This is a genomic window from Microcystis panniformis FACHB-1757 (assembly GCF_001264245.1).
Taxonomy (GTDB): Bacteria; Cyanobacteriota; Cyanobacteriia; order Cyanobacteriales; family Microcystaceae; genus Microcystis; species Microcystis panniformis.
Window position 1 is genome coordinate 3,889,125 of sequence record NZ_CP011339.1, and the last position, 21,876, is coordinate 3,911,000.

The 21,876-nt window shown below is 43.7% G+C and carries 19 protein-coding genes and 2 pseudogenes; 16 read left to right on the forward strand and 5 right to left on the reverse strand.

Annotated elements, in window-relative coordinates; genetic code table 11:
• Positions 1-390: 390 nt before the first annotated feature.
• Complete coding sequence (locus VL20_RS31290) at positions 391-546, reverse strand: hypothetical protein (protein ID WP_158499369.1); 156 nt, start codon at positions 544-546, stop codon at positions 391-393.
• Positions 547-1,447: 901 nt separating this feature from the next.
• On the opposite strand from VL20_RS31290, the gene VL20_RS18665 reads away from it, so the two are divergent.
• From VL20_RS18665 to VL20_RS29440, 8 genes and pseudogenes are all read left to right on the forward strand, one after another.
• A complete protein-coding gene (locus VL20_RS18665) occupies positions 1,448-1,783 on the forward strand; it encodes a hypothetical protein (protein ID WP_052277408.1) in 336 nt (111 codons plus the stop codon).
• Positions 1,780-2,391 carry a class II aldolase/adducin family protein gene (locus tag VL20_RS18670; RefSeq protein WP_052277409.1) on the forward strand — a complete coding sequence of 204 codons (612 nt, stop codon included), beginning with the start codon at positions 1,780-1,782 and terminating at the stop codon, positions 2,389-2,391. The genes VL20_RS18665 and VL20_RS18670 overlap by 4 nt, the downstream gene beginning before the upstream one ends.
• A 106-nt stretch (positions 2,392-2,497) precedes the next feature.
• A complete protein-coding gene (locus tag VL20_RS18675) occupies positions 2,498-2,701 on the forward strand; it encodes a hypothetical protein (protein ID WP_052277410.1) in 204 nt (67 codons plus the stop codon).
• Positions 2,702-2,870: 169 nt separating this feature from the next.
• Positions 2,871-4,259 (forward strand): argininosuccinate lyase, encoded by a 1,389-nt coding sequence (gene argH, locus VL20_RS18680; RefSeq protein ID WP_052277411.1) that lies wholly within the window; start codon positions 2,871-2,873, stop codon positions 4,257-4,259.
• A gap of 85 nt (positions 4,260-4,344) precedes the next feature.
• The gene (locus tag VL20_RS18685) at positions 4,345-4,800 is read left to right on the forward strand and encodes an NUDIX hydrolase (protein ID WP_052277412.1); all 456 of its coding nucleotides are present in this window, start codon (positions 4,345-4,347) and stop codon (positions 4,798-4,800) included.
• Positions 4,801-4,881: 81 nt separating this feature from the next.
• Positions 4,882-5,916, forward strand: a pseudogene (locus VL20_RS18690) (formylglycine-generating enzyme family protein); the annotation flags it as partial.
• A gap of 103 nt (positions 5,917-6,019) precedes the next feature.
• A complete protein-coding gene (locus VL20_RS18695) occupies positions 6,020-6,367 on the forward strand; it encodes a hypothetical protein (RefSeq protein WP_284525856.1) in 348 nt (115 codons plus the stop codon).
• Positions 6,354-6,560 (forward strand): HNH endonuclease, encoded by a 207-nt coding sequence (locus tag VL20_RS29440; RefSeq protein WP_081330836.1) that lies wholly within the window; start codon positions 6,354-6,356, stop codon positions 6,558-6,560. The genes VL20_RS18695 and VL20_RS29440 overlap by 14 nt, the downstream gene beginning before the upstream one ends.
• A 433-nt stretch (positions 6,561-6,993) precedes the next feature.
• On the opposite strand, the gene VL20_RS18700 is transcribed toward VL20_RS29440, so the two are convergent.
• Entirely contained in the window at positions 6,994-8,076 is a 1,083-nt protein-coding gene (locus VL20_RS18700) for a molecular chaperone DnaJ (RefSeq protein WP_052277414.1), read from the reverse strand.
• A gap of 73 nt (positions 8,077-8,149) precedes the next feature.
• Positions 8,150-8,368: a hypothetical protein gene (locus VL20_RS31295; RefSeq protein ID WP_052277415.1), complete on the reverse strand. Its 219-nt coding sequence runs from the start codon at positions 8,366-8,368 to the stop codon at positions 8,150-8,152.
• Positions 8,369-8,664: 296 nt separating this feature from the next.
• Between VL20_RS31295 and VL20_RS18710 the strand changes: the two genes are divergently transcribed.
• From VL20_RS18710 to VL20_RS18730, 5 genes are all read left to right on the forward strand, one after another.
• A complete protein-coding gene (locus VL20_RS18710; protein WP_052277416.1) occupies positions 8,665-10,023 on the forward strand; it encodes a CmpA/NrtA family ABC transporter substrate-binding protein in 1,359 nt (452 codons plus the stop codon).
• A 112-nt stretch (positions 10,024-10,135) separates the two neighbouring features.
• Complete coding sequence (gene ntrB, locus VL20_RS18715; protein WP_043996475.1) at positions 10,136-10,966, forward strand: nitrate ABC transporter permease; 831 nt, start codon at positions 10,136-10,138, stop codon at positions 10,964-10,966.
• Between the two features lie 69 nt (positions 10,967-11,035).
• Positions 11,036-13,054, forward strand: coding sequence for an ABC transporter ATP-binding/substrate-binding protein (locus VL20_RS18720; protein ID WP_052277417.1), 2,019 nt, complete (start codon positions 11,036-11,038; stop codon positions 13,052-13,054).
• A gap of 79 nt (positions 13,055-13,133) precedes the next feature.
• Positions 13,134-13,973 carry a nitrate ABC transporter ATP-binding protein gene (locus tag VL20_RS18725; protein WP_052277418.1) on the forward strand — a complete coding sequence of 280 codons (840 nt, stop codon included), beginning with the start codon at positions 13,134-13,136 and terminating at the stop codon, positions 13,971-13,973.
• A 391-nt stretch (positions 13,974-14,364) separates the two neighbouring features.
• The gene (locus tag VL20_RS18730) at positions 14,365-14,838 is read left to right on the forward strand and encodes a phosphate-starvation-inducible PsiE family protein (protein WP_052277419.1); all 474 of its coding nucleotides are present in this window, start codon (positions 14,365-14,367) and stop codon (positions 14,836-14,838) included.
• A gap of 213 nt (positions 14,839-15,051) precedes the next feature.
• On the opposite strand, the gene VL20_RS18735 is transcribed toward VL20_RS18730, so the two are convergent.
• The gene (locus VL20_RS18735) at positions 15,052-15,564 is read right to left on the reverse strand and encodes an SH3 domain-containing protein (protein WP_052277420.1); all 513 of its coding nucleotides are present in this window, start codon (positions 15,562-15,564) and stop codon (positions 15,052-15,054) included.
• A gap of 12 nt (positions 15,565-15,576) precedes the next feature.
• Positions 15,577-17,082, reverse strand: coding sequence for an AAA family ATPase (locus tag VL20_RS18740; RefSeq protein WP_052277421.1), 1,506 nt, complete (start codon positions 17,080-17,082; stop codon positions 15,577-15,579).
• A 427-nt stretch (positions 17,083-17,509) separates the two neighbouring features.
• Here VL20_RS18740 and VL20_RS18745 point away from each other — a divergent pair, with 427 nt between their 5' ends.
• The 3 genes and pseudogenes from VL20_RS18745 (at position 17,510) to VL20_RS33010 (ending at position 21,835) form a co-directional block, all read left to right on the forward strand.
• Positions 17,510-18,043, forward strand: coding sequence for a cupin domain-containing protein (locus VL20_RS18745; protein WP_081417882.1), 534 nt, complete (start codon positions 17,510-17,512; stop codon positions 18,041-18,043).
• Positions 18,040-19,166: pseudogene (locus tag VL20_RS18750) on the forward strand (DegT/DnrJ/EryC1/StrS family aminotransferase). Before VL20_RS18745 ends, VL20_RS18750 begins: the two are co-directional and overlap by 4 nt.
• Before the next feature lie 44 nt (positions 19,167-19,210).
• Positions 19,211-21,835 carry a polyprenol monophosphomannose synthase gene (locus VL20_RS33010; RefSeq protein WP_128575256.1) on the forward strand — a complete coding sequence of 875 codons (2,625 nt, stop codon included), beginning with the start codon at positions 19,211-19,213 and terminating at the stop codon, positions 21,833-21,835.
• Positions 21,836-21,876: the final 41 nt, after the last annotated feature.

The following is a 21,876-nucleotide window of genomic DNA, read 5'->3' on the forward strand; positions in this document are numbered from 1 at the left end:
AAGAGGGAAATAGCGAGCGCTCATTCAGACAGATTTAGGTGTTGGGTGTTGGGTTTCGCTCTCCCCTAGAATTGAGAGGTTTTCTTTAACCTGTTGATTCGCTCAACCCAAGCTACGGACTATAGTAATCATAACAATTACTGTAGGTTGGGTTGACGTAAGGAAACCCAACAAAAAGCAATGGGAAGAGGGAAATAGCGAGCGCTCATTCAGACAGATTTAGGTGTTGGGTGTTGGGTTTCGTTCTCCCCTAGAATTGAGAGGTTTTCTTTAACCTGTTGATTCGCTCAACCCAAGCTACGGACTATAGTAATCATAACAATTACTGTAGGTTGGGTTGACGTAAGGAAACCCAACAAAAAGCAATGGGAAGAGGGAAATAGCGAGCGCTCATTCAGACAGATTTAGGTGTTGGGTGTTGGGTTTCGCTCCGAGGTTCCAATCTACAAAACGATGCGCTCGCCTTGAAGTTCTTTCCCAATCATCGTCGTCTATTTCGTATTTCTCCCTTAAGTGCTTCTCATCCATAGCATTTGATGCTATCATACCTTTACCCTCCTGAACGGTTACGCTTTAGGAGTTAGTATATGCTAGGATCACTGTAAACTCAGTCTAAATAAGAGTAAGTAAATAAACATGAGGCTCTTCTGGTACTGATAGAATATCCGCAAAATAGCCCTAAAAGTCTTGCCCGATAAGCATTTCACGATTCTATAAGCAAAAATTATCACACAAAGTCGAGAGGAGCCGACATATGAGTTTAAAACCTCAATCTCTAAGAACAAAAAAACATTTTAGCATAAATGTATTACTAATCATCCTCATTCTTTCACTAAGTATTTTTTTTAGGTTTTTTGAATTATCCCAAAAACCCTACACAACAGACGAGGTAAGAACGCTGCTTAGATCCTCGCGATATACCAGTCAAGAGCTTATCTCTCAATCTTTTAATGGACAAATTCTTACTGTTAAAGACCTAAACAAGTCGCTGCCTTTTTTGCCATCTTGAGGAAATTTGACGGCTCTTCTGGTTTCTGTGTGGAAACGAGGTCTATACCGATAGAATATCCGCAAAATAGTCCTAAAAGTTTTGCCCAATAAGCACTTCAGGGTTCCATAAGCAAAAATTATCACACAAAGTCGAGAAGAGCCATTTGACTAACTAATAGAGTTCAAACTATTAATTTTATCTTAACAGACAACAATTATAAATTTTTATTTTGATAATAAATCAGTTTATTACAATCTATGTCAAAATGGGATATACTTATCGCAAAAAGGAAAATTTCTGCTATCGATGGGAATGTTAATGATCATCAGATTTGAGTTAAGGGTTTCTGCTTCAGTAATCACTAAAAAAAGCTGGTCAACCTTCAGCTAATTTCTCTACTTTGTTATTCCTGAAAACTTAATTATTTCCCAATTTAATTGCCATGTATGAGAGTCTATGAACACATTTACTCCCCATCAAATTGTTAGTTTATTCTGCAAAAATCGAACTTTATACGGAGAAGTAATTCAAGTGATCGAAAGTCGTTCGGCTCTTTGGGTGCGTCCTCTTTGGTTAATTGTAGCCGATAATTTTGAGACCATTGATGTGCGGGAAGGGTCTGATTTAATCCTGCCGATCGAGTTATTTAACCCCGCCTTAGATACAGAAGTTTTACCCCTATTCTCCCAAGTAGTTAAAGATAATTATATCGCCAATATTTCCTATCCTCTCCAGGACTTTGTGGAGAAAGTTTGTCAAAATTATCCCGAATATTTTCAGAAAAATCTATGATTGATGAAGGCTATGTTAAATACGATTGTACTTGGATTCCTGACCGTCCCTTAATAAGCTTAGAGATTGCAGAATTAAATTATTGGCGCAATCGCCTCTATCGACTGGGATTAATCGGTCAATACGATAACGGAATCGGTTTTGGGAATGTGAGTCAACGAGGAAAAATAGACAAAGAAATCATTATTTCTGGCACTAACACTGGGGGAATTCCAGTATTAAATGAATCCCATTACACCACAGTTATAGACTACGATTGGAAAGAAAATAGTGTCACTTGTCGGGGAACAATTGCCGCTTCTTCAGAAACTCTCACCCATGCAGCGATTTATGAAGCGAATCCCCAGATTAATGGGGTGATTCATATTCATCATCGCCCCCTGTGGCAAAATTTGATGTATCGAGTGCCGACCACCCAAGAAAATATCGCCTATGGAACCCCAGAAATGGCCGCAGAAATTATCCGTTTATGTCAAGAAGATCGTCTAGAGGAGCAACAAATTTTAGTGATGAGTGGTCATGAAGAAGGAATTATCGCCTTTGGGCAAGATTTAGCAAAAGCGGGTAATTTACTATTAGCCTATTACCAGCAATCTCAATCATCTTGAAAGTGACCTCCCCTCCAACTCAGCACCAGGGAGACAAAAGTGGTTTTAATTTAGTCGTTTTCATGTTAACTTGTTCTGTAGATTTTCGTTTTTGAGGAATGCCATCGTGATCGACATCTTCCATCATCTATCTGTCTCGATCGACTTTTCGCCTCTCACCAATGTCTTGATGACTATTTCGGAGCAAGACGTGGATATCATCGGGAATGTCCAGAAATCCTTCTCAAATTTCGTCAAAACTGGGCAAGCATGGGCCCTATTAATCGGTTTGATTGTCGGTTATATGTTTCGAGGTTTTACTTCTTATTAGCTTTTCGCCTATCAGCCTTCAGCCAGAGCGAGCAATTCTTGCTATTCTTATGTTTGTAGAGTTGGAGATTTTTCTAACCTGAAGCGGTAATGCTATCAGCGCCGGATTATCCCTAAAAATTGTTCAGCATATTTTAGTTAACTTTATCCACAATCATCTAACGAAAACAGTGACAGCAAAGAAAACTTGGAGCGATCGCTTTGAAGGTAGTCTCCATCCTACGATCGTAGAATTTAACGCCAGTATTGGCTTTGATATCGAATTAATCGAGTATGATCTCACCGGATCGATCGCTCACGCTAAAATGCTCGCCTATACGGGTATTATCAGCCCCGAAGAAGCAGATAGTCTCGTCTCTGGATTGGAACAAATTCGTCAAGAATATCGCACCGGCAACTTTAACCCCGGCATCGATCAAGAGGACGTGCATTTTGCCGTGGAACGTCGTTTAACCGAGATTGTGGGAGATGTGGGCAAAAAACTGCACACGGCCCGTTCGCGGAATGATCAGGTAGGAACGGATATTCGTCTGTATCTTAGACAACAAATCGATGATATTAGGCAAGAAATTCGCAATTTTCAGCAAGCTTTAGTCAATCACGCTGAAAACCATCTAGAAACCCTGATCCCCGGTTATACCCACCTACAGCGCGCCCAACCGATTAGTTTAGCCCATCATCTCCTAGCTTATTTTCAAATGGCCGAACGGGATCACCAAAGATTAGGGGAAATTCGCGCCAGGACTAATATTTCGCCCCTAGGATGCGGGGCCTTAGCGGGGACGACTTTTCCCATCGATCGTCATTACAGCGCCAATTTACTCGATTTTGAGCAGGTGTATAACAATAGTCTCGATGGAGTTAGCGATCGAGATTTTGCCATTGAATTTATGACGGCCGCTAGTCTGATTATGGTCCACCTGAGCCGTTTGAGCGAAGAAATAATTCTCTGGTCTTCCCAAGAATTTAGTTTTATCACTCTCACCGATAGTTGTGCCACGGGATCTAGCATTATGCCCCAGAAAAAAAATCCCGATGTTCCCGAATTAGTGCGCGGCAAAACAGGGCGGGTTTTTGGGCATTTACAGGCGTTATTGACCTTAATGAAGGGTTTACCCCTGGCCTATAACAAAGACTTGCAGGAGGACAAGGAAGCGTTATTTGATGGCGTTAAAACCGTGCGGATTTGTTTGCAAGCGATGACGGTACTTTTAGCCACCGGAATTCAATTTAAAACCGACCGATTAGCTAACGCGGTGGCGGAAGATTTTTCTAATGCGACGGATGTGGCGGATTATTTAGCCAGTAAGGGGATTCCCTTCCGAGAAGCTTATAATTTAGTCGGGAAAGTGGTTAAAAGCAGTTTGGCAGCCGGTAAGTTATTGAAAGATTTAACCCTGACGGAATGGCAAGAATTACATCCAGCTTTTCAGGCCGATATCTATGACGCGATCGCTCCTCGTCAGGTGGTGGCGGCCCGTAATAGCTATGGTGGCACAGGTTTTGAACAAGTGCGATCGGCTTTAATTCAAGCTAAAGCCATTCTCGATCATGATTGATATTGTTAGGGGTTTTGGGGTTTTGGGGTATTAGTTAAAATTTCCCTATCTCCCTATCTCCCTATCTCCCTATCTCCTAATTCCTATGGATCGTGTTTGGCATTTTATTAAAAGTGTGATGGGAATTATCTTTCGTCATCCTGTAACTGGGGTGACAATAATTCCGCTGCTTGCTGATGGTACAATTGTTTTAATCCGACGCAGAGACACCGGCAAATGGGCCCTACCGGGGGGAATGATCGATTGGGGGGAAGATATTTTTAATACTGCTCAAAGGGAATTAAAAGAGGAAACAGGATTAAATTTAGTCAGTTTAGGGCGTTTAGTCGGGGTTTATTCCTCTTTTGAGCGTGATCCGCGCATTCACTCTATTTCATTGTTAATTGAAGTGACAGCGGCGGGGAATTTTCAGATCAAAGATACATTAGAAGTTAGTGAGGTGAGAGCTTTTAGCGTCGAAACTTTACCTCTAGGCAATCTCAGTCACGATAACGATCGCCAACTAGAAGATTATCTCAGGGGTGCCACTGTAGTGGCTTGATGTCGAGGGAAAGATAGTGGAGTTAGAAAGTTTGGTTAAAGGCAAGTGAGATAATATTTGGGGGAAATCAACACAATGAAATTTGATTTTGATGTGGTAAAAGTAAATGCCAAAGGTCAGGAAGTCGAACGAAAAAAGGCAGAAGCCTCATATTTCGCCCAAGATTTGGGCAACGGCATCACCTTAGAAATGGTCGCCATCCCGGGGGGAACTTTCACGATGGGAACGGAAGACGAGGAAATCGAAAGACTGGTAAAAATATTTAATATCGAAAAACTGCTTAAAAAATTTGATGCGGAATGGGAGATCAAAAGACTGGAATGGGAGTACGCCTGTCGTGGTAGGAATAATATCCCAGCCAGACAGTCGCTCTGTAGAAGAATCAGACGAGCCATAATTACATTATCAGAGCGCAAGTCCGTAACTGTCCCACCCTTCTTTATGGGTAAATATCCTATCACCCAGGCTCAGTGGAAAGCGATCGCCTCTCGCACGGATTTAAAAGTTAAACAAGACCTTTATTTCAACCCAGCCTATTTTAAAGACCGTCCCGATAGCGATCGCCGTCCCGTGGAACAAGTCAAATGGTACGAGGCGATCGAGTTCTGTGCGAGATTATCAAAACTAACGGTTCGGGAATACCGATTACCGAGTGAAGCGGAATGGGAATACGCTTGTCGTGCCGGGACGACCACCCCATTTTACTTTGGGGAAACCATTACGGGGGAATTGGCTAACTACAATGCCGGCTATACCTACGCCGATGAACCCAAAGGAGAATATCGAGAAGAAACGACTCCTGTGGGACAATTTCCCCCAAACGCCTTTGGACTGTACGATATGCACGGCAATGTCTGGGAGTGGTGCGCCGATACTTGGCACTATAACTATGACGGTGCGCCGAGTGATGGCAGTGCTTGGATAGAAAATGGTGATGATAATTATGGTGATGATTATTGTTCTCCTCTGCGGGGCGGTTGTTGGTACAGCGATCCGGATGAATGCCGTTCCGCTTACCGCAGACGCGCTTCCCGCGGCTCCATGCTCCGCCGCTACTTCGACTTCAACCTCGACGGCGGTTTTCGGGTGGTGTGCGGTGCTGGGAGGACTTTGTAACCCTTTTTCTCTTTTTTCCCTTTTTACCCTCATTCCCTATTTTTTCTCTTTCCTTTTCTTTCCCGCCCTTAGGCGGGTCGATTTTTTTGAGAAAATGGCGTTAATGTTAAATTTTATTAAGGCAATGAAAGAATTATCGGTTATCAGTTGGGAAGGTGGTGTTATATTATGGGTAGTAAAGTTGCTCAAAAAGCCAGCTACAACCATGAGCGCTCTTGTCAAACCCTCTGGCCTGATTCCCAAAGGATTGCGGGTGCAACAGATTAATAATCTCACCCTATTCAAATTTACAGATGAACTGGGCGATCGGATGCAGACGCTTCTTGACAAGAAAAAAGCTGATGATCTCACCCCGGAGGAAGTCCTTGAGCTAGAAGCGATTGGCGAACTCGACCAAATTTTCAGCTACATCAACGCTGTCATTGCCGCCAGAGTAAATGGTCATTCCTAAATCGCTCTACCATATTGTTCGACAACGCGCTAGGTTCCGGTGTGAATACTGTCACTATCCCGAACTCCTCAGTTCCGCCCCTCTTTCGATCGACCATATTCAACCCTTTATCCAGAATGCCCGACGGCAATGGATAGCGGGCCAACTCCATCCACCCAAGGATGACCCACGACAAGAAATTAGTGAGACTTAAGGCGTGGTTTAAAAAAGGTTGATTGGGAGTAACAAAAGCTTAATCCTGATTATTTATTCCCCCTTTTGTCGTTTGCATAAGTAGAAAACGGGTTTCTCCGAGAAACCCGTTTTCTGTGGGTTACTCAACGGATTTAAAAATTAGGTAAAACCCTACACTCGGCCCCCAGGAAAAACTTTTTGCCGCATACCCTAAATAGGGTCTGCGGCAAAAAGTACGGGCGAAGCATTCGGATAGAAAATCTACGGTTTCACCGATAGGTTATTGCCCGAATGCTTCGCCCCTACAGGACACGGGCCGATGAAGACGCAAGGTTTTGAACGACGATTCTCTCAAAATCTTGCACCTGTGAGAGCAAAACAGAACCCTAAAACCCTTACCTCGTCTATATTTCACATTTATTCAGCATACCCTAAATATTGGCTTTCTCTCTTTAACGGCTGATTGTGCGAAGTTGCTGCAGAAGTTGATCAAGAATGTCTTCCATCTCTTCCGGGCTTCTGCCCATCCTGACCGGTCCGCGCAGAAACTCTTTAACCGTTATCTTTTTATCGCGGAAGTCACGGACAAAATTATAGATTTTTTCGGTGGATTGAACTTGTAATTTCATCTCCTCTAGCATTTGCTCAATCGGGTCGATGCCATCCTTCTCACAAGCGCGACTGGCCCTCACCATCTCGCCTTCCGGGGTATTTCGCACCGAGCGCAGTTCTCTTTTCAGGTTCTCGTATTGCTTTTTAAGTAGTTCGTTATTGGTTTCAACCCTCTCGCACTGTCGTTGGAGGTCGCTTTCCGATGAGCCTTCAACCGCGAAAGAGTCCCCCATTTGATACTGTCGTTCGATTTCGAGCAGTTTAGCAATATCTCCCTCCTTATAGGCACGGTTGACCTCCTTCATGATCTCATTGTGACGCATCCGAGTTTCGGGATCCGTAACCTTGTCGGGGTGAAAAATCTCGGCCATTCTCAGGAAAGTGCGGCGTATTTGTCTAGATTCAGGAGATTTAGGCGAGCTTTCAGGTGATAGCTCTGTTCCATCATCGTGACGGCCATAGGAGTCTTCCCCAGAGAAGAAATCCTGCGCGGATTGCTCCGATGCTCCTTCTGGTTCTTCGTCTCCGAAAAGTTCGTCAAGTTCTTCATCTCCATCGTCAAATTTTGGGCTAATCACCCCCGTTAACTGAAGTGTCTCGTAAATTCCGAGAATCCTTTTTTTTGTCTGCTGCCCCATTTTTCTAGCAGTGAGGATTTCGTCAAAAAGGGCGTGTATTTCGCGGTCGAGGTCGCTAAGTTTTTGATAGAGGGGTTGCCCTCTCTGGAAAATCTCCGTGGCCAGGGAACGCATCTGGTCGAGGAATTTCTTCAGTTCGTTGCGTTTTCTGCCAATCTGCTTAAGGAGCCACTGATGCTCCTCCTCTAAAGCTTGGAGACGAAAATGTAGGGAAGACAGAGCCAAGGAAGGAGAGGTAGGCGAATCAGAGGAGTTCGGTGATTTCGGCTTTTTAGATCTGGTCATTACTTTGGGGTGAAAGCATATTGTCTATTCTACCAAGCCGGAAGGAACCGCATTCCCAAAACTTACCCTTGGCTCATTTTGTTGTTTCTCCCCACCTCCCTGCTCCCCACTTCCCCAACCTCCCCACTTCCCCACTCCCCCACCTCCCCACTTCATAATTCATAATTCCCCACTTCCCCAACCTCCCCACTTCCCCACTTCCCCACTTCCCCAATTCCCCAATTCCCCACCTCCCCACTTCCCCACTTCCCCACCTCCCCACTTCCCCAATTCCCCACTTTCCCACTTCCATCACCCCATCACCCCTGCTCCAGCGCCCTACGGAAACCTTTTTAAGTGGCTAGAAGCTAGATATATCAATGGTCTTAATTAATTCTTATCAATCGAATTAAATTTTTGTACATAAAATTCTCGCTCAGATTAATTATTTTTTCCAAATTCCGCTAGACTTATTTATTAAGTTCAATCAAGACTCAATATTCCATAGCTAAATTTCTATAGCACGGGCTAGAAGGAAAGTTTAGCGAGGGATTCCTTTACCCATAATTCAGCACACATATTTGCTTTAGCAAGCAGGTAGGAGATTCTATGTCAAATTTTTCGAGACGGAAATTTTTAACCACGGCGGCAGTTTCAGCGGCAGGGGCTGTTGTCCTCAAAGGTTGTGTGGGTAATCCCCCCGACAGTACGGGTGGAACCAGCACCACCGCGCCCGCTTCCCCGGTTGCTTCTCCCGTTGCGGTGGCTCCCGGAGAGGCCCCCGAAACCACCAAAATTAAATTAGGTTATATTCCTATCGTTGAGGCCGCACCTTTAATTATTGCCAAGGAAAAAGGCTTTTTTGCTAAACACGGGATGCCCGATGTGGAAGTCTCCAAACAAGCAAACTGGGGATCCGCTAGAGATAACGTCGAAATTGGGGCAGATGCGGGCGGAATTGACGGGGGACAGTGGCAAATGCCCATGCCTTACCTAATTTCCGAGGGACTAATCACCAAAAATAACGTTAAAGTCCCCATGTATGTGTTAGCGCAGTTAAACACCCAGGGTAACGGAATTGCGATCGCAGGTAAACACGAAGGCAAAAATATCGGTTTAGACCTAAAACCCGCCAAAGATTACATCCTCGCCATGAAAACGACGGGAACTCCCTTCAAAGCCGCCTATACTTTCCCGAAAGCTAATCAAGACTTCTGGATTCGTTACTGGTTAGCCGCCGGTGGTATTAACCCCGATACGGATATTAACCTAATTGCCGTACCCGCAGCCCAAACCGTGGCCAACATGAAAACGGGAACCATGGATGCGTTTAGTACCGGCGATCCTTGGCCAGCGAGAATTGTGGCTGATAATATCGGTTTTATGTCAGCTTTAACCGCAGAAATCTGGCCCTATCACCCAGAAGAATACCTCGCTATCCGCGCCGATTGGGTGGATAAAAACCCGAAAGCTACTAAGGCACTATTAAAAGGAGTTATGGAAGCGCAGCAATGGCTCGATCAAGAGGCAAATCGGGCAGAAGCGGCGGCAATTCTCGCTAAACCGGCTTATTTCAACCTCAAAGAAGAAATTATCGCCGGTCCCCTCAAAGGGATGCAGAAAATGGGTGACGGTAAACCGGAAATCACCGACAAAAATAAAGGGGTTTTCTACTGGAAAGATCCCGCCGGTAGCGTTTCCTATCCCTATAAGAGTCATGATCTCTGGTTTTTAACCGAAAGTGTTCGTTGGGGTTTCTTGCCGAAAGAAACTTTAACCACTGCCTCAACATTAATCGACAAAGTTAACCGCGAGGATCTTTGGAAAGCGGCAGCCACAGAGTTAGGGGTTCCCGCAGCTGATATTCCTACCAGTACCTCCCGCGGTGTGGAGAAATTCTTTGATGGCAAAACTTTTGACCCCGCTAATCCCCAAGCTTATCTCGATAGTTTGGCGATTAAAAAATAGGGAGTTTTTCCCGATAGGCTAGGTGCATAAAATATCTAGTCTATTAATCCCAAAAGTGTTTTCTTCTCTTTCCAATCAAGTAACTTTATCTTCAACAAAGGAAAACGGCAAAATGGCAACTAGCGTCAGCAGAACAAGCAAGGGTGGTTTCAACTTTAGTAAATTCTGGAAAAAGCATTCTGGGGATATTCTTCCTCCGATTGTGGGTATTTTATTTTTCCTGATTTTATGGCAGTTAATGTCTATGGTGGGATTAATTAAATTACCGCCGCCATCGGACATTATTACTAATGAGCGTACCCGCACCTATTTAATGTATCCTTTCTTTGATCGTGGAGGTATTGATAAGGGACTATTCTGGCAAACTCTCGAAAGTCTAAAACGGGTATTAATCGGTTATTCTTTTGCCGCAGTGGTGGGTATTGGAGTTGGAATTATGGTTGGGGTTAATCCCTTCTTAAATAAGGCACTCGATCCCCTTTTTCAATTCCTGAGAACAGTTCCTCCTCTTGCTTGGGTTCCCCTATCTTTGGCCGCTTTACAACAAAACCAACCTGCTGCTTTATTCGTTATTTTTATCACCGCAGTTTGGCCAATTTTGATTAATACCACTGTCGGTGTCCAACAAATTCCCCAAGACTATATCAACGTTAAACAAGTCTTGCAATTGTCCAACCAAAAATTCTTTTTCAAGATATTAATTCCCTCGGCACTTCCCTACATCTTCACTGGTTTGAGAATTGCGATCGGTTTAGCTTGGTTAGCGATTATTGCGGCAGAAATCGTTATGTCGGGTATTGTCGGTATCGGTTTCTTTATCTGGGATGCCTACCAAAATAACTACATCAGTGATATTATTCTCGCTCTGTTTTATATCGGTGGTGTGGGTTTATTACTCGATCGCTTTATGGCTTGGTTACAAAATCAAATCGTTCGTCAATAGGGAATAAATGGGGAAACTTTCCCCATTTTCAAACAACTGAAACTTGAGTCAATTTAAGGAGAAAAAACTATGAGTTTGTTTGTTGCTGTCGATAACATTGATAAAGTATTCCCCCTTAGTAGTGGCGGTGAATATGTGGCCTTAAAAGGGATCGATTTACAGATAAAAAAAGGGGAATTTATCTCCCTTATCGGTCACTCTGGTTGCGGAAAATCCACCCTCTTAAACATGATCGCTGGTTTAGATTTGCCCACGGAAGGAGTGGTTACTTTGCAAGGTCAAAGCATTAAAAAACCGGGGCCTGATCGCATGGTAGTCTTCCAAAACTATTCCCTTTTACCCTGGTTAACCGTCAAAGAAAATATCACTCTAGCCGTCGATCAAGTTCTCGCCCAACTATCAGAAGACGAAAGAAAAGCTGAAGTCGAAAAATATATCGATCTGGTCAATCTTCGTCATGCAGTGGATAAACGTCCCAACGAATTATCGGGGGGGATGAAACAACGGGTAGCGATCGCTCGCGCCCTAGCCATCCGTCCGAAAGTCCTACTTTTAGATGAACCCTTTGGGGCGTTAGATGCCCTGACTAGAGGTAATCTACAGGAACAGTTAATGCAGCTGTGCGAAGAATACGAAATGACCTCGGTAATGGTGACGCACGATGTGGATGAAGCGGTGCTATTATCCGATCGCATCGTCATGCTTACCAACGGTCCTGGCTCAAAAATTGGCGGTATTTTGGAAGTAGATATCCCCCGTCCCCGCAAACGCATGGAAGTGGTGGAACACCCCAGTTACTACAGTCTCCGGAGCGAAATTATCTATTTCCTCAACCAACAAAAACGGATCAAAAAACTACGCGCTCGCAAAGTCGAAGTTATTGCTCGTCACGGTTTAGAAAAAGTCAATCTAGAGATCGGTTTTGTTCCCCTCACCGCTTGCGCGCCCCTAGCAGTGGCCAAAGAAAAGGGATTCTTCACTAAACATGGTCTAGATGAGGTGAATTTAGTCCGGGAAACCAGTTGGCGAGGGGTTGTGGATGGGATCGCAGGGGGATTCCTCGACGGGGCGCAAATGCCTTCAGGAATGCCCACCTGGTTAACCGTCGGTGGTTATCAAGATCAACCTTTGCCGATTGTCAGCGCCCTGACTATGACTCGTAACGGTAACGGTGTCACCCTCGCTAAACGCTTCTATGACGAGGGGGTGATTGACGGTAACGCCTTAAGACAGATGCTATTGGAATCGAAGGAGCAGCGCCATATTTTTGGCATTGTTCACCCCTCCTCGATGCACAATTTGCTCCTACGTTACTGGTTAGCGGCAGCGGGAATTGACCCCGATAAAGACGTTCACCTCGAAACTATTCCCCCAGCCCAAATGGTAGCCGACCTGAAAACCGGTAGTATTGACGGTTACTGTGTGGGTGAACCCTGGAATCTCAGGGCTGCCATGGAGGGTATCGGTTACACTGTCGCTACCGACTTAGAAATTTGGCAGGGCCACCCGGGTAAGGCCCTGGGAGTCCGGGAAGATTGGGCCAATAAATACCCTAATACCCATGTCGCTTTAGTCAAAGCACTGCTGGAAGGTTGTCGCTACTGTGCCGAGGAAGGGAATCAGGAAGAAATTCGTCAAATCCTCGCCAGTCGTCAGTATCTTAGTACCAATATTGATTATATCCAACTGGGTGATCCCAACTCCTACGCGTGCAGTATTGATCAACCGATGAAAGAATATGCACACCATCTGTTCTATGGAGATGGGGTAAATCGTCCCAGTCGCACGGAACACCTCTGGATGATGACCCAAATGGCACGCTGGGGCCACATTCCTTTCCCCCGTAACTGGGTAGAAATTCTCGAACGCGTCTGTCGGGTGGGTGTCTTCAGTACCGCGGCCCGGGAATTGGGTCTAGGGGATATTAAATATCGTCGCACACCGATCCTTTTATTCGATGGTATCGAGTTTGATGCCGAGGATCCGATCGGTTATCTCAATAGTTTAGAGATCAAACAAAACGTCACCATGGCCGAAGTGGCTATTGATGCTCGTCCTAGTGCCAGTGAATCTCGCAAAATTGCCTAAAAATCGACTAAGGGGATAATTATTAGCCAATTATCTCCAGTCATTGCCCCTATTAACTAATTTCCCCCAAAGACTAATCATGTACACCACCACTGACACAGTTAACCGGGCAACCCAGGCCCCCAGTAAAGAAGCTTTTGTGACCATTGAAGGAGTTTCTAAGGTTTATCCCACTGCTAGAGGCCCCTACACCGTCCTTAAGGATGTTAATCTCAGCATCAATGAAGGTGAATTTATCTGTGTGATCGGTCACTCCGGTTGCGGTAAATCGACCCTATTAAATATGGTGTCGGGTTTTTCTTCTCCCACCGATGGCATCGTTAAAGTTAACGGTAAGAAAATTACTAAACCCGGGCCCGATCGCATGGTAGTGTTTCAAAACTATGCTTTGTTGCCTTGGTTAAGCGTTTTTGAAAATGTCTATCTTGCGGTAGATGCGGTGTCTCCCAATGCTCCAGAAGCGCAAAAACGCTCGATCGTGCGGGAACATTTAGCTATGGTGGGTTTAACCGAAGCTATGGACAAAACCCCTCCCCAAATCTCCGGGGGGATGAAACAACGGGTTTCGATCGCCCGGGCCCTTTCTATCCGTCCGGAAGTATTAATTCTTGATGAACCTTTTGGTGCGTTGGATGCGATTACTAAAGAGGAATTACAGGAAGAATTGCTGAAAATCTGGCAAGATAAACGCTGTACGGTGTTGATGATTACCCACGATATCGATGAGGCTCTTTTCCTCGCTGATAAGCTGGTAATGATGACCAATGGACCAGAAGCGAAAATCGGCGAAGTGATGAATATTCATTTCCCCCGTCCCCGCGATCGGGAAAGAATTATGGAGGATCCGGAATATTATCGTCTGCGTAACTATGCCCTCGACTTCCTCTATAATCGTTTCGCTCACGATGATGTCAGCTAAATGTGAGCATTTGTATTAGTTTGGGGTGCGGTTGACTTAATAGCGATCGCACCTAGATTGTTTTTCTAGGGAAGCCTTCTTCAAGTAAAATTATTTCTAAGTAAGTAAGTGGGTGGGTGGAATTTAATATAACGATGAACGTAGGTTGGGTTGAAGCATGAAACCCAACGACGGCATAGTTTACGCTACCGCTAACCCATCCTACAAATAATTGTGCCTCCCTACTTAGATGTTAAAAATTGTCAGATACCCCCCTTATCAAGGGGGATCAAGGGGGGATCAGCACCCCCCTTATCAAGGGGAGATCAAGGGGGATCAGCTTACTTGTTAACTAAATAGAACAATTAGCAGTCAAATACAATAATAATTTTTACTTTTTACTTAATCGATCATGCTCAAACAGATACGGAAACTACTTATCAATTTTGGTCAACAATGGCGCGATGAAAATTTCATGAGGTCGATTCATGTCATTGAAAACTTAGTTTCTAAGGTTTTATCCGTAGCCTTAATTGTTGTTATTATTGTTTCTCTTTATGATCTAGTAGTTATTCTAATCCAAGATTTATTTACTACGGAACCCGTCGGTTTTTTTAGCAAAACTTTAATTGAAATCTTCGGATTATTTCTCAATATTTTGATTGCCTTAGAGTTATTAGAAAACGTCACTGCTTACTTAAGAAAACACATCGTACAGGTTGAATTAGTCGTAGTTACGGCTTTAATTGCCATCTCTCGAAAAATTATTATTTTCGATCCCAACAAATACAGTAAAGATGATTTAATTGCCCTCACCGTGGGAACCTTAGCTTTAGCAGCAAGTTATTGGTTAATTAGAAAAGTTAATCGCGATAATCGTTCTTGAAGTAGTGATTAAGTACCCAGACAGAATTAATCATACCAAATTCGATTATTAAAGACTGATTATCTAATGCAAGAGTGCCTATTGCATTAGTAGAAAACGGGTTTCTCCGAGAAACCCGTTTTCTGTGCGTTACTCAACGGATTTAGTATTAACTTTGTCCAATTACTGATTAAGGAAAGGGGTAGATTTAGAAAACCTAACCCTTCTAAATATTTACTGGACTCTAGAAATATTACCCGCTTTAATCCAACCTTCGCGACCATCGGACAGACGCACGCGCTGCCATTGGCCATCGCTGCTAGTTCCCACCACACTGACTTTAGTATTGTAGTCGAGACCGCCGAGACGAGTCGATTCACTGGTAGGTTGAGAGCGCAGACTTAAACCGCTTTGCCATGTCACCCGCGCTTGATAACCCTCGGATGTGGTTTCTTTTTTTCTTGCTTCGGGACTGGGTTTCGGGGCAGCTTTTGGTGCTGGTGCAGCTGTGGGAGACTCTTTCACCTCAGCTTGGGGTTGTTCTTGGACGGGAGTAGTAGGGATGGGTTTAGCAGCTTTTTCCTCCTTAGTTTCCTCTTTTTTCTCCTCGGTAAAGACGGGTTTAGGAGGATTAGAATTCATACCGGAGAGAAGCATATAGGCGACAGCAGTAGCCCCACCGACTAAAATCGCCACTCCCATGACAAAACCGACCATAAATTGCAATAAACCAGATAAACGCTTCATATTGGTGCTAAATTAACTGTTAGGATTAACATTAAAACGATCATCGCGAGAGGCTAAACGAGCTTTACCGGACTTAGCCCAATCCTGTAGAAATTGGATTTGTTCTTGAGCAGTGCGAGCCAGGGGTATAATCTGACTAGCGGCCTCAAGCACATCATCGGTGCTAAAGTCGCGATTTTGACTAAAACCGATGTGCATCGCTTCCACGATGGTTTGTTCGATTTCTGCCCCCGAAAAATCGGGAGTTTCGTAGGCTAGTCGCTTTATATCATAACTTTTCAGATTATGGGGCCGGACTTTCCCTAAATGAACGCTAAAAATCTCCTCGCGGGACTTTTGGCTAGGTAGTCCGACAAAAAATATCTCATCGAAGCGTCCTTTTCGCAACATTTCCGGGGGCAAAGATTGGATGTTATTAGCTGTAGCGACGACAAAAACTGGCGATTGTTTCTCGGCTAACCAAGTGATAAAAGTCCCGAAAACCCGCCCGGTGGTTCCCCCGTCGCCTTTTCCCTCCGCTCCGGCGAAAGCTTTATCGATTTCGTCTATCCACAGCACACAGGGAGCTAAAGCTTCGGCGAGATTAATCATCTGACGGGTACGCGATTCCGATTCTCCCACCAATCCGCCAAATAAACGCCCCACGTCTAGACGCAGCAGCGGTAAGTGCCAATGATGGGAAATAGCTTTCGCTGTCAGGGATTTACCCGTCCCTTGAATTCCCACCAATAGTAAACCCCGGGGATTGGGTAAACCGTAGGCGCGGGCGCGTTCACTAAAAGCACCACCGCGACGAATCAGCCAATCTTTGAGATTATCTAGTCCCCCGATGTCAGAAATCTGCTCTGTGGCGGGATAAAAGTCCAATATCTGGGTTTGACGAATCGATTGGCGTTTTTCTGCCAAAATTAATTCCACGTCCTCTGGCTCAATTTTGCCGTGACTGGCTAAACATTTGGCTAAAACCCGACGAATTCTCTCTAGGGATAATCCTTGGGCAGAAAGCACTAATTCATCCAGGAGTGGTTCTTTGACGGGTTGTCCGGTGGCAGCGATTAATCGCTGGATTTCCTGTTTGATTTCTTCGCCACTGGGGAGGGGAAAATCGACGACGGTGATTACTTCGGTTAGATCCGAGGGGATGGACAGTTCGGGAGCGACGATAATTAGGTTTTTGGGCTGAGATTTCAGAGAACGGGCCAGATTTCGCAATTTTCTGGCGATGGCAATATCTTCTAGAAAGCGCTGGAAATCGCGTAAAATTATGATCGCAGCGATGTTAGTCGGCAGCTTTTCGACGAATTCAAGAGCTTGGAGGGGATTACGCCGAGCCAAGTTCTCATTATTGGGATTATCTTGATAACCATCCACGAAATCCCAGACATAGACAGCACGGTTATTGCTCTGTTTGGCAATATCGGCGATCGCTTTTTCGAGACGTTCTTCTTCTAGGGTGGTAATATAGATGAGAGGGTAACGGGCCCGCAGCAGTAATTGAAATTCTTCACCAAAGCTCATAGCTATTCGTCTATAGTTTTTGCTATTTATATCGTCATCAGAAAATATAGCAGTTAGCCGTCTATTAGATATTTTAGTACAAATGCTCGGACTTGTGTTCTAAATGTTCCACAAGTGCTTCGCCATCGTTCCGCTTATCTTCATGAGACCCCTGTTTAATCCTATTTTTTTACCCTTTAAGTATTTCTACTTATTTCTAAAGTTAGATGCTCTTGTGTTTTCTTAAATGTATGGTAGAGGCATCTTGCCTTAGTCGGGATTAACCTTCTGTTAACTAAATTAACATCGTGTTAATTAGATTAAGCTTTAGCTAATTAAATTAAATGGGCCTACCAAGAATGACAAAAGTTGGTCACTGGTTGGCTGCTTCTTTGCTGTCAATTAATTTCAGCCTTTCTCACAGCCATTCCCTAGGGGGGTTAAATTCATGTTTAAACTAGCTTCAGACTTCTTGTCTTTAGATTTTCTCCGCCAACAAAATCAGAAAAATAAGCCAGAAAGCCAACCCAACCCTTTGCCAATTTCTCAAATCATGAAAGAGGGAAAAGTTTTAGCGATAATTCTCCGACGAGAGTTTAACCAAGAGGGGATTCATTTCCTAACTCCCGATGATTTTTCCCAACAGTTGGCCTATATGAGACACCCGACGGGAAAAAGTATTATGCCCCACGTTCATAACAAAGTACAACGGGAAGTATTTTTTACCCAGGAAGTCTTAATTATCAAAAGAGGAAAACTGCGGGTAGATTTCTATGATGACGACCAACAATATCTAGAAAGTCATATCTTGAGAGATGGAGATGTGGTTTTATTGATCCAAGGTGGCCATGGTTTCCAAGTCTTAGAAGAAGTAGAAATGATTGAAGTAAAACAGGGTCCCTACGTTGGTAATCAGGATAAAACTCGCTTTGCGGGGATTGAGGAAACCGTGGTTAAAATGGCGGGAGCAGAGATAGCATGAGTAGCTTTATTCCCGTCAATGAGCCACTACTTGCGGGCAAGGAAAAACAGTATCTTAACGAATGTATTGATAGCGGTTGGATTTCTTCGGAAGGTCCCTTCGTTCAGAAGTTTGAAGAAAATTTTGCCCTCGCTGTTGGGCGAAAGTATGCCGTTTCCGTGTGCAATGGTTCTATGGCCTTAGAAGCGGCCATCGTCGCTTTAGGAATTGGTTCGGGGGATGAGGTGATTCTCCCCACTTTTACCATCATTTCCTGCGGAGCTGCCATTGTCAAAGCCGGGGCGATTCCCGTGGTGGTGGACTGCGAAGCGCAGACTTGGAACATGGATATCGCTCAGATAGAGGCAAAAATCACGCCCCGCACTAAAGCGATAATGGTGGTTCATATCTACGGATTACCGGTGGCAATGACTCCAGTTTTAGAATTAGCTCAAAAATACGGTTTAAAAATTATTGAAGATGCGGCGGAAATGCACGGTCAAACCTATCAAGGTAAACCCTGCGGCAGTTTCGGTGATATCAGCATCTTTAGTTTCTATTCCAACAAACATATTACCACTGGGGAAGGGGCATGATTGTCACCAACCAAGAGGATATTTTTGAGCGTTGTCATTCCCTGAGAAATTTATATTTTCAGCCCCAACGACGTTTTATTCACGAAGAACTGGGCTGGAATCTGAGGATGACTAATCTGCAAGCGGCAGTGGGTTTAGCACAATTAGAACAGCTAGAAACTTTTGTCCAGCGCAAGAGAAAAATGGGCAGACGCTACAGGGAATTATTGCAAAATATCCCCTCTCTAGAATTGCCCCTACCTCAAACCGATTATGCCGAAAATATTTATTGGGTTTATGGTGTTGTTCTCAAAGATGAGGTTAACTTTGATGCTACGGAAGCGATGAAACGCCTCAAAGAACATCAGATTGGTACGCGTCCTTTTTTCTGGTGTATGCACGAACAACCGGTATTTCACAAAATGGGATTATTGCAAAATATTTCCTGTCCCGTGGCTGAAAGACTGGCGCGCAGGGGTTTTTATCTGCCTAGCGGTTTAGCTCTCACGGACGAGCAAATTGAGCGAGTGGCCCAAGCAGTTCAGCAAGTTTTTGCTGAGGCTGAGTAGGGATGAAAAATTGATGAAAATTTTTTGAATAAAAACCGACTTTTATGATAATTGGCACGGAATTTTTATCTTGGGTAGTAATTGCCTCTGGTTGCTTTTATTCCCTATATCTATGTATTTCAGTTCCCAAGGATGTTTTTTTTAATGGCGATGGGGCGCTGAAAGCTTTACTAGCTCGTCAGCTAAGTAATGGTCCGTGGCGATTTGACTTAGTTGAGCGCGCAGAAGCTTGGGTTACTCGTCTTTGGCAAGAGGGTTTATACAGTTATCGCCCCCCTTTTGTCTACTACTTAAATCAACGTTATTATATCTCTTTTCCTTTTCCATTCTCTTTGCTAACTTCCCTTTTTTATAAACTTTGGGGTTATCGGGGGTTTTACTTGATTCCCCTCCTATCAATTTGGGTATTGTGGCTCAGTTTTTCAAGAGCAATTCCCGCTTTTTCCCTAGACAGTTGGGGGGGGCTTTTGGGATTAGTTATTTTGATTTTTGCTTCTCCCTTAACTCTATACAGTGCCATATATTGTGAACATACCCTCGCTGTTACTTTAGGATTTTTGGGAATTGTTATCGCTTTTTTTCTACCCGATACAGCTAATAGTGGCTGGCTGCCCAATTTATTAGGCGGATTTCTAGTGGGTTTATCGGTATGGTTCCGCTCCGAATGTCTGGCCCTAGTGGCAACTTTAACTTTATTAGTTTTCTTGGGGTTAACTCCAGAACAAACCTCAGTTTTTGCTTGGTATTCAACCGAGCAAAATCTTAATTTTTCTGAATTTCTGCTAACTAATCGAATAGCTTTTAGTTTTGTGCTAGGCATGATTGTTAGTGTGTTTTTACTGTGGTTGTGCAATAAGTTAATTTATAATCGTTTTCTAGGAGTTCACGCTCTGTTAGTCCTTGAGGAGTTTTCTTGGAAAAAACGTATTCAAGAAGCCCTGACCAGTTTTTATCAGTTAAATAGCTCTTTTTTTGTCCATTTTCCTATCTGTATAATTCCCTTAGCTTACTTGCTAACTTGGAGCGGTCAACAATTGAATTTTGCCAAGGATATTCCCGTAACTTTAATTAGTGTAACGGCGATTATCATCTTAGCTGTTCTCGTCAATCTTCGCTGGCAAGGAATGGTTAAAACCAAGGCGTTAGTCAAGGACAATATAATTTACTTCCTGATACTTTTAGCTAGTTGTTATCTATTTGACATCGGCAATATATCTCTAGATAAACAAATGCTTTTTGTCTATGCTCTCTATTTTATCTACACAGTAGGGGTGTCTTGTTTGGTCGATATTGCCCCGGGAGAAGTCATGGTGGGAGGTAAACAATGGGGACCGAGATATTTATTGCCTCTTATCCCCTTTGTTACCTTATTAACGCTGGAACAAGTAAAAATTATAGGAGCGAACCAAGAAGTTTTTGTAGTCAAGGGAAGTTGGGTTTTACTGTTAATCTTACTGGCAATAGGTGTCTATAAAAACATTTATCAAGGTGGAGAATTTTTCTATAAAACCCATCAGGGGATAGCACCAGCCATCAAAAGCATAGAAGAGGATACTAATTCTATTGTTGCCTTCTCTCATCAATATGCGGCACAAGTTTTGGGTTTTGGTCTGGAGAAACAAAAAACTTTCTTCCGTGTGGAAAATAGTCAAGCCATGGTTAAACTATGCCAAGAATTACTCAGTCAAGGATTGTTTAGTTTTCCCTACGTTTGCTATCCCTATCGCCCTTGTCAACTCTTAGAATCCCCACCGGAAGAACTGGAATTTAGCCAAGATGGACAAAAGTTTCAAATTGGCATAAATCGCTCTGGAATCATTGGTAAGTATCCTTTCTATGAAATAGTTATATCTGCTTCTGAGACAGGTTTACTAGCCCAAAAATCCGAGGATAAGCCCACAATTACTCCAGCAGCTAATGATTTAGTCTGTACGATTTTACCCACTTATAACGAGCGAGATAACATTAGTCAATTAATTGAACGTTTACTAGCTAGTGTTCCTAGTCCTTATTTAGTGCTAGTGGTGGATGATAATTCTCCCGATGAAACTTGGCAGATAGTAGAAGATTTCGCCAAACAATATCCCACTCCTCCCCAAGATTCGCAATTCCAATCGGGGGTAATTTTGTGTCGCAGAATCGACGAGAAAGGGTTAACTTCGGCTCTACAGAGAGGTATTGACGATGCGATTAATCTGTATGGGGCTAAAATTATTACTTGGATGGATTGTGATTTGTCTATGCCTCCAGAAGATGTGCCGCAATTAATCACACCGATTCGAGCTAAAAAAGCTGATATGGCCGTAGGTTCTCGTTGGATTCCGGGGGGTGATGATGTTGCCCACGGACTGATGGCCCGGATGTTAAGCTGGATTATTAATCGCATGGCCATCGTGATGCTAGGCAATCAAGTTCACGACTATACCAGTGGTTTTATTGCCGTTCGTTCTCAGGTTTTAGAAAAAATTACCTTAAATGGAGATTATGGAGAATATTGCATTGATTTATTAACCCGTGCCAATCGTTTAGGTTATAAGTTAGTGGAAGTTCCTTATCTTTGCGTTCCCCGCATTTATGGTGAGAGTAAAACCGGAATTAATCTCTGGGATTATTTGTCAAAAGGACGGAAATATGTGGCGACTATTTGGCAATTATGGCAAGAAAGATAAGATAATTATATCTTTTTTGAACTAGAATTAGTGATTCTGTA